This is a genomic window from Chloroherpetonaceae bacterium (assembly GCA_025056565.1).
In the GTDB taxonomy this organism is placed as follows: Bacteria; Bacteroidota; Chlorobiia; order Chlorobiales; family Thermochlorobacteraceae; genus Thermochlorobacter.
In genome coordinates this window covers 222,364-231,402 of sequence record JANWWA010000003.1, presented here as the reverse complement: position 1 = coordinate 231,402, position 9,039 = coordinate 222,364, and the positions used below count along the sequence as shown (strand labels likewise).

6 protein-coding genes are annotated in these 9,039 nt (G+C 49.0%); 3 read left to right on the top strand and 3 right to left on the bottom strand.

Going from position 1 to position 9,039, the window contains the following annotated elements:
* The coding region (locus NZM05_04265) for an ABC transporter permease (GenBank protein MCS7012831.1) at positions 1 to 512 on the bottom strand (512 nt) is incomplete at its 3' end.
* Complete coding sequence (locus tag NZM05_04260) at positions 509 to 1,105, bottom strand: winged helix-turn-helix domain-containing protein (protein ID MCS7012830.1); 597 nt, start codon at positions 1,103 to 1,105, stop codon at positions 509 to 511. The genes NZM05_04260 and NZM05_04265, both read right to left, overlap by 4 nt.
* 494 nt (positions 1,106 to 1,599) lie before the next feature.
* Between NZM05_04260 and NZM05_04255 the strand changes: the two genes are divergently transcribed.
* Both NZM05_04255 and NZM05_04250 read left to right on the top strand, forming a co-directional pair.
* Positions 1,600 to 3,156: a bifunctional response regulator/alkaline phosphatase family protein gene (locus tag NZM05_04255; GenBank protein MCS7012829.1), complete on the top strand. Its 1,557-nt coding sequence runs from the start codon at positions 1,600 to 1,602 to the stop codon at positions 3,154 to 3,156.
* Between the two features lie 158 nt (positions 3,157 to 3,314).
* Positions 3,315 to 4,991, top strand: coding sequence for a methylmalonyl-CoA mutase family protein (locus tag NZM05_04250; protein ID MCS7012828.1), 1,677 nt, complete (start codon positions 3,315 to 3,317; stop codon positions 4,989 to 4,991).
* A 78-nt stretch (positions 4,992 to 5,069) separates the two neighbouring features.
* Here the strand turns inward: NZM05_04250 and NZM05_04245 are convergent, their stop codons facing one another.
* The gene (locus NZM05_04245) at positions 5,070 to 5,432 is read right to left on the bottom strand and encodes a hypothetical protein (GenBank protein ID MCS7012827.1); all 363 of its coding nucleotides are present in this window, start codon (positions 5,430 to 5,432) and stop codon (positions 5,070 to 5,072) included.
* 307 nt (positions 5,433 to 5,739) lie between these two features.
* Between NZM05_04245 and NZM05_04240 the strand changes: the two genes are divergently transcribed.
* Complete coding sequence (locus NZM05_04240; protein ID MCS7012826.1) at positions 5,740 to 9,027, top strand: ATP-binding protein; 3,288 nt, start codon at positions 5,740 to 5,742, stop codon at positions 9,025 to 9,027.
* Positions 9,028 to 9,039 lie beyond the last annotated feature (12 nt).

Below are 9,039 nucleotides of genomic sequence, written 5' to 3'. Positions count from 1 at the left end.
ATTCCGATTCCCAGCCCCGAAAAAATCGTCGCCAAAATGAAAAATGGAATCCACCATGCGTTTGCACTAGGCACATACTGGTGATAGAGCATCATCCCAAAGAGAAAAAGCAGCGTGATGCCAAAATCCACAAAAGCCGAAATGGCTTTTGAAAGCGGAATAATGAGGCGCGGAAAATATATTTTCTTCACAATACTTTGCGCCCCGATTACCGAACTCCCTGCTTGCGACATCACCGCTGAAAAATATCCCCATAGGCTCATTCCTGATAGCGCAAAGAGCGTATAAGGCACGCCACTTGTATCGACTTTTACAACTCTGCCAAACACTAGCGTAAAAATTACAAGTGTTGCAAGTGGCTGAATCAGTGCCCATAATACACCGAGCGCCGTTTGCGCGTAGCGAATCTTAATATCCCGATACGCAAGCATCCAGAGCAGCTCACGATACTCAAACAGCTCGCCGATATTGAGCGAAAATCTCTTATTTGCATCAATAACGATTTGACTCATTGCTCTGCCGTGGCTTTGGCTTTCTGCACGCCATTTTGGGATACCCCATCATCAGGCGCAGTAGGCGCATCCCCCCAAATAATCAGTGATTTCTTTGAAAATTGATGCCTTAGCCGCTCAAATTCTTCCTCATTCAAAACCAGCACTCGAATTTTGCGCTGAATCATTCGCTCCGTCTTTTCTATGAGCTCGTTCAGGTAGTTCCTATCAATCTTTCCCACAATTGTGAGATCAATGATACCTGAATCTCGTCCCTCAGCATAGTCACCTGTAATGAATGCGAGCTTCACAGGACCAAGTCGTCCTAACACGCGCTCAATCAACTGGTCAATGCCGAGATACTTCTTGACGAGGCTGTGTAGTTCGGGAAAGAGCGGATGAGAGGGGTTGGCTTGATAGAGCTTGGTGCGCCCATCGTCGCGCACAGTAAGAAAGCCCGCTTCGGTAAGGCGGTTGAGTTCTACGCGCACAGCATTGGTGGACTCGCCAAACTCCTCAGCCAGTTCGCGCAGATATGCCTGCGTGCCTTGATTCAGAAAGAACTTCAAGAGTAGCTTAACGCGCGTCTTCGATGTAACCAGCGATTCTAACACAGATGCAAAGAGATTTCGAGTAACAATTTTTCCTTCGTTTGAGTAACAAACTTACTCAAAAGACACCACTTTTCCAAATCCTCTTTCCTTACCAAGCACTGGTTACACCCTGCAGATGCATACTCAATCCGCTCCTCCCTCAACCCACATACTTTGGCTCGTTCCACTGTCGCTTGGTTTGCAAGTTGCTCACCAACTCTGCTATGCTTTTGCTATTGCTACCCTTCGTGTTTGCATTGGCAAGGCAACCTTGCAGACAGCAGCCATGCCAAGAAACTTGAAACGAAAACCGCCGCAAGTTACTTTTCAGCACTAGTGTTCATTGCTGGTCTTTCAACCGCTCTGCAAAAGCATATTTGGCTCTGGTCTCTCTATGCGGAGCAGCTGTCGAAGTAATCGGTTGGAGCTATGCCAGATGTAACTCGGATGTAACTACCTCTGTCTGGGCACGAATAGGTGGGTATTCATTGATTAACTGCAAACAACAAGAAAATATGAAATACCGAATCCTCTGGGCTGATGACGAAATTGAGTATCTCAAGCCACACATCTTCTTCCTCAGCGAAAGGGGCTACGAAGTGACCACTGTCACCAACGGGGAAGATGCAGTGCAACTCTCTCGCGAAAGTTGGTTCGACATCATTTTCTTAGATGAGCAAATGCCTGGCATGGGTGGATTGAATGCGCTCACAGCCATCAAATCCCATCTGCCATTTACGCCTATCGTGATGATTACCAAAAACGAAACGGAGTCCATTATGGACGAAGCGATTGGACGCAATATCGCTGAATACCTTATCAAGCCCGTCAATCCCCATCAAATTCTGCTGGCGTGCAAGAAGCTGCTGGATGCTGAGCGCATCAAAGGCAATGCCGCCACGCAAGGCTATGTGCAAGAGTTTAACCGCATCTCCCGCCTTTTACTTGAGCCTCTCACTGCAGAGGATTGGATAGACATTTACCGCCGTCTTGCAGAGTGGGAAGTCGAGTTCGATAGCTACCCACAAGTTGATTTGCGGCAAACCCTTTTAGACCAAAAGCGAGAGTGTAACGCTGAGTTTGGGAAGTTCATTGAGCGAAACTACCGTGATTGGATCTTCTCCGACCGCTCCGCACGCCCAATGCTTTCCGTCGATGTCTTAGACCGAAAAGTTTCCCCAGCTATTCAGAATGGTGAAACCGTATTTCTGTTTGTGGTGGATTGCTTGCGCTACGACCAGTGGCTTGTGATGGAAAAAATTTTGCAGCCTTACTTCCGCATTGAGCGAGAGGCCTACTTCAGCATCCTGCCAACTGCCACCAGCTATGCACGTAACGCCATTTTTAGCGGACTTTTCCCAGTGGAAATGGAGAAGCGCTATCCAACGCTTTGGCAAGCCAGTCAAGAGAGTGAAAGCAGCAAAAACCTTTACGAACCTGATTTCTTGGAAGACTTCTTTAAGCGCCGTCGCTTGCCGGTCAAAGACCTGAAATACACCAAGCTTACCAGCACTGACGACAGCAGAACCTTCGAGCAAAACATTCTCGGTCATCTCAAATATCAACTGAACGCAGTGGTCGTTAATTTTGTCGACATCTTGGCGCACAGCCGTTCAGACTCTCAGGTTATTAGGGAACTTTCGCCCGATGAAGTTGCTTTTCGCAGTCTTACGCAAACTTGGTTTGAGCACTCTGCTTTTCTCCGCATGCTCAAAGCGCTGGTCAAGCAAAATGTGACTATTCTTATCACAACTGACCACGGGAGCATTCGCTGCCTTCGCAGTTCAAAGGTTATTGGCGACCGAGAAGCCTCAACCAACCTACGCTACAAGTTCGGACGAAACCTGCAATGTGAGCCAAAGCAAGCCGTCTATATCAGAAACCCCAACGACTGGAAACTGCCCCAGCACGGCTTGAACGTAAATTACATTATCGCTAAGGAAGACTTTTACTTTGTCTATCCAACCAACTATCATAAGTATATCAACTACTACAAGGATTCTTTCCAGCATGGCGGCATTTCACTCGATGAAATGATTGTGCCGATGGTTACACTTCGCCCAAAAGGTTAGTAGTGCAGAAGCGATCTCGCTCGTGGGAATTTGCTCTCCACGATTTTTCTTTATTGCCTGTGTGATGCCCCGACTTGCTAGCTTGCCGCAACTTCCGTTTTTCGGAAGATTGTGTAACTTTCCCAACACATTTCAACACAATTCCAATTAACTCGACAATGGCACACATCTCTACTGAACACGCTTGGCAAGATTTAGAAGCCAGTTACCAGCGGTGGCTTGAAAAAAATCGTGAGACCAAAGAACTTCCCGGCAAGTATGAAAACCTAAGCTGGGAGAAAATTAAGCCACTTTACACGCCCTTAGATGTAAAAGACATTGACTACCTCAAGGAAATTGGACACAGTGGCGAGTTCCCTTATACACGCTCTATTCACAACAATCTCTACCGTGGCAAACTCTGGACCATGCGCCTATTTTCAGGCTTTGCCACGCCAGAGGAAACCAACGCTCGATACCACTTTCTCTTGGAGCGTGGTCAAACGGGACTATCGGTTGCCTTCGATCTCCCTGCGTTAATGGGCTACGATTGCGATTCAGATTTTGCAAAAGGTGAAGTGGGTGTCTGCGGCGTCTCGTTTTCTTCCTTAGCCGATATGGAAGTGATTTTTCGCGGTATCAACCTCGAGGAGATTTCAACTTCAATGACCATTAACTCGACCGCCATGGTTGCGCTTGCTGGCTACATCGCTACGGCACAACGGCAAGGACGAGACATCAGGAAACTGCGTGGCACAATTCAGAACGACATTTTGAAGGAATATATCGCACAAAAAGAGTATATCTTTCCTCCTCGCCAGTCAATGCGCATTATCACCGATATGTTCGTCTACTGCGCCAGAGAGATGCCCAAGTTCAATCCCGTGTCGGTCAGTGGTTACCATATTCGTGAAGCGGGTTCTACGGCGGTGCAAGAGTTGGCTTTCACGCTTGCTGACGGGTTTTGTTACTTAGAGCATGCGCTTGCTGCTGGATTAGACGTAGATGAGATTGCCCCGCGTATCTCCTTCTTCTTCAATGCCCACAACGACTTTTTTGAAGAAATTGCAAAGTTCCGCGCCGCAAGGAAAATCTGGGCAAAACGCTTGCGCTACAAATATGGCGCAAAAGACCCTCGCTCTTGGCAGTTGCGCTTCCACACGCAAACAGCCGGCTGTACGCTCACGGTGCAGCAGCCTGAAAACAACATCGTGCGCGTTGCCATTCAAGCCTTAGCTGCTGTATTAGGTGGCACGCAATCGCTGCATACCAATTCAATGGATGAGGCACTGGCGCTGCCCAGCGACAAAGCCGTTAAAATCGCCTTGCGCACCCAACAAATTATCGCCTATGAAACAGGTGTTACAAACACCGTTGACCCGCTCGGCGGCAGCTACTATGTCGAGGCACTCACCATGAAAATGGAGCAAGAAGCAGAAAAGTATTTTGAAAAAATTGATGCCTTAGGGGGCGTGATTGCCGCTATTGAGCAAGGCTATATGCAGAAGGAAATTGCCGACGCAGCCTACCGCTATCAGCAGGAAATCGACCGCAAAGAGCGTATCATCGTGGGTGTCAATGCATTCCAAGAACCTGACGAAAAAATCGATATCCCGATTCTAACCATCACACCAGAAGTTGAAGCGAAACAAATTGCGCGCCTTCGTGAAGTGAAAGCCTCGCGCAATCAAGAGGCAGTTGAACAGTCGCTGGCAAAAATTCGCACTGCCGCTCAAGATGGCACGAATCTTATGCCGCCACTTATTGAAGCCATGCACAATTTCGTTACGCTCGGCGAAATCTGCGATGTCTTGCGTGAAGTTTTCGGCATCTATGAAGAAACACCTGTGTTCTAAGGCTTGCTCAAAAACCTGCCAAGTGTCTCTGCCTGAGCGCTTGGCAGGTTGCCTCAGCTTGAGCTTATTCAGCAGAACTTAGCTGGTTACTTTCTTGAAGAAGCCGATTGCGCCGTCAAGTATAGCTGCGGGAATAGACGCTAAGGTTTTCACCACAAAGTATGCGTCATCAATAGCGGGCGGTGTGCCAAAGACAGATGGCATCCCATCACTGTAGCCATAACGCGTGCCATCTGGGTTTTTCGGAGCAGTATCTGCCTTTGCCGGCGCGGTCTTTGCAATAGGCACTGTCATTGGCTTAGCTGCTGGTGCATCGGCTTCGACGGGCTTTTCTGCTGCTGTAGGCGCTGCTGTCGTTTCTGCTGGTGTTGCCTCCGCTGCTTTTTGCTGCGCCAATTTTTTCGCCATCATCGGCGAAAGTTTTTTCGGTTCGTCCGCCATAGTGTTCTCCTTTCGAAAGGTTGCTACCACAACTGAAAATCGCCTTTGCGATTGCGACTGCTGCATAAAGTTAGCGCATGGCTGCAGGTTTTCAAAGCAAGCCTTTGCCGCTCTGCCGAATGAGAGACAGCTACCTCTGCAATTTGTGGCACGGATTTTTCTCTCTCTGTAAAGTGAAGGGGCTTATGGTGCAGTGCCGCTCTCGCCACGCTCTTTGGCGTAAACTTTGCCGCATTTTATTCTTAACTTTTGCTTGACTAATTCCCAGAGTTGCAGCATGCGTCCGCAAGGTTATCTCTTCAGCGCATTGATACTACTACTTTGGCCAGAGGCGAGGGCACAAGACATCAAAATTAAGTTTGAGCATCTCGGTGTGGAGCAAGGGCTTCCATCTGAAAGCATTTATGCGATTTTTCAAGACCAAGTTGGCTATCTCTGGTTTGGCACAGCTAATGGACTCAGCAAATACGACGGTTACACGTTCTCCAACTACTCTTTCAACCCCAACCCCCGCCACTCGCTTTTGGGCAAAGGCGTGCGTACGCTCTATCAAGACCGAAAGGGGCGACTCTGGATAGGCACCTGGGCCAACGCAGGGCTGTCTTGCTTTGACCTTCAAACCGAAACTTTCACTCACTATCAACATCAGCCCGACAATCCTGAGAGTCTAACCAGCGGTGCAGTCACCGCCGTCACACAGGATTCGAGCGGTATGCTTTGGGTGGGCACATTGACAGGACTGAACCGATTTAATCCTGAGACAGGCATAGCAGAACGCTACACGCACAATCCCAATGACTCCGCATCGCTCAGCAGCAACCGCATCACGGCACTGGCTGTTGGCAATGGTCATACGCTCTGGGTGGGCACTGACAACGGACTAAACCAGCTGGATTTGCATCACGGCACTCTCATACGATACTATCACCAGTCAGAAGACTCGCGCTCGCTTAGCAGCAACCATATTCGCTCGCTTTACTTTGCGCCAAACGGCACACTATGGGTCGGCACTGACAGAGGCTTAAATGCCCTTGTGGAAACAGACACAGGTGCTTACATCACTCGATACGACTTTAAGCAACGCAATGCATTTGGCACCACAACCTCCCTTATCATCAACGCACTTTGTCCTGACAACCATGGTGGCTTGTGGTTAGGCACACAAAGTCACGGCTTGGGCTACTTTCGTCCTGCTGAAAATCGTTTGCTACTTTTTTTGCCTGAAAGTGACAACCCATACAGCCTCAGTGATGCTGAAGTAGAAGCCGTTTTCCAAGATAGAAGTGGTGTCGTGTGGGTCGGTGTTGCAAACGGCAAGCTAAATAAGTTCTACGCTGCAGCGGTGCATTTTGGCACTTTGGCATTGCCTTCTGGAACACGCACCGCTATTGAATCTATTCTTGAAACACAAGATGGCACACTCTGGATTGGCACAGTTGGCAGCGGCTTGTATCAACATTCTCCTCACACGAAAGCGTGGAAACAGTATCGCAAGGGGGCTTTTGGACAAGACTCAGAGCTAAGCTCTAATATGATTCTTTCACTGTATCAAGATCGCAAGGGCAGGCTGTGGATTGGCACATGGGGCAGCGGCCTTGTACTCTATGATGCAGCTTCGAAACGCTTTCGCACCTTTCGCCATCACAGCAGCGATAGCTTGAAGGATAATTTTATTGCTACGATCTGCGAAGACGCACAGGGCAATTTATGGGTTGGTACATGGAACGGCTTAAAGAAGTTTAACCCTGAAACTCAGACTTTCGTACGCTTCGCTCACCCGCAAGAGTCTTCCAAAAGCAATGCCTATCGGAAAGTGCGTATGCTTCGCCTGAGCAGAAATGGCTGGCTGTGGGTTGGCTTCGAGGAGGACGGTCTTGCTTGTTTCAATCCAGCGACAGAGCAATATGTGGAGATAGCTCGTTCATCAGCGCCTTTGCCCAAAATTATTCGGTCTATTTATGAAGATTCAACAGGCGTGGTATGGATTGGCACTTACGATGGAGGCCTGCTCCGCTTTGACCCCAGTGCTCAATCAGATACCGCTCGCTTCAAGCACTTTACCACCCGTGATGGCTTACCGAGTCATCACATCTTTGGCATTTTGCCTGATGCCAGTGGGCATCTCTGGCTTGGCACCAGCAATGGACTTTGTCGCTTTCATCGCACTACTTTTCGTGTTAGAACCTACAACACCAGCGATGGCTTACCCAGCAATGAGTTTGGCATCAATGGCTACTGGCGCAGCCAAAGTGGTCTGCTCTATATGGTAACAGCAAAAGGAATTTTGTGCTTTGCGCCTGACTCTCTTCACGAGATTTCATTGCCGCCCCCTGTTGTGGTTACAGGTTTTATGGTGCGTAATGAGTCGCTACCCTTGTCATCCAACACTTTTCATCTTCCGCCCGATGCACCGTTTTTCTCCGTTGAGTTTGCAGCTTTGCACTACCGTAACCCAGCTCAAAACACTTATGCTTACAAGTTAGAAGGACTGGACAAGGAGTGGACTTACAGCGGCTCGCGTCATTTTGCCAGTTACACCAACTTAGATGGTGGTGCATATCGTCTGTGCCTCAAAGCGTGTTCCAGCGACGGGATTTGGAACGAAGCTGGCACGACGCTTCACATCATCGTGCATCCACCCTTCTGGAAAAGGTGGCAGGCCGTAGCGCTATTTGTTATGTGCGTGTTAGGTGCTGTCTATTATGCCTACACGCTTCGCATTCGCACTATTAATCAGCGCAACTACGAGTTGGAAGTCGAGGTTACCAAGCGCACCGAGGAACTCGCTGAAGCGCTCCGGGAAGCACGTGCACAAAAGCAACGCGCGGAGGAAGCCAATGCCTTTAAAACAGAACTGCTGGGCATTGCCGCACATGACCTCAAAAGTCCCCTGCAATCTATCATTGGGTTTGCTTCCCTGCTCAAAGAACACCCTGACGCAGAAGTTTCACGCGCCGCAGCTGTGATTGAGCGCTCATCCAGAAATATGGTGCAGTTGATTAGCGACCTCTTGCAATCGACTGAAGTGGATTTGGGGAAGGTAACGCTCAATCGCCAACCCTGCTATGTTGAGCGCATCGCTCAGACTGTTGTGGAACAAAATGTGCCGCAAGCCAAGCGCAAGCAGCAAGAGCTGATTTTTAGTGCCGATAATGACTGTTTGGTCTTCGCCGATCCTGCACGCTTAGCGGAAATTATTGATAACCTCATTAGCAACGCCATCAAATACTCACCAACTGGCAAGCGAATTTGGGTGAGCGTGCGTCGGAAAGACTCGTCGCCTACTGTTCCTGCACAAGCCCGTCAAGCTGATAGCACTGCGCCGCCCCCTTCGATTATCGTCTCAGTCAAAGATGAAGGACAAGGCTTGACTGAAGAAGATATGAAAAAACTTTTTGGTAAGTTTCAGAAACTTTCTGCCAAGCCCACAGGCGGCGAACCTTCCACCGGACTAGGTCTATCAATTGTCAAGCAGCTTGTTGAAATGCACGGTGGTCGAGTCTGGGCAGAGTCGGAAGGGAAGCACAAAGGCACGACGTTCTCATTTGAGCTTCCTGCATCTGTCCCTGCGCCCCAGCATTCCATAACGACTTAGAAAATGCTATAT

Excerpts from the sequence above, each read along its gene's own strand:
- NZM05_04245 (MCS7012827.1), bottom strand. The coding sequence starts at position 5,432 with ATGGCGGACGAACCGAAAAAACTTTCGCCGATGATGGCGAAAAAATTG.
- NZM05_04255 (MCS7012829.1), top strand. The coding sequence starts at position 1,600 with ATGAAATACCGAATCCTCTGGGCTGATGACGAAATTGAGTATCTCAAG.
- NZM05_04250 (MCS7012828.1), top strand. The coding sequence starts at position 3,315 with ATGGCACACATCTCTACTGAACACGCTTGGCAAGATTTAGAAGCCAGT.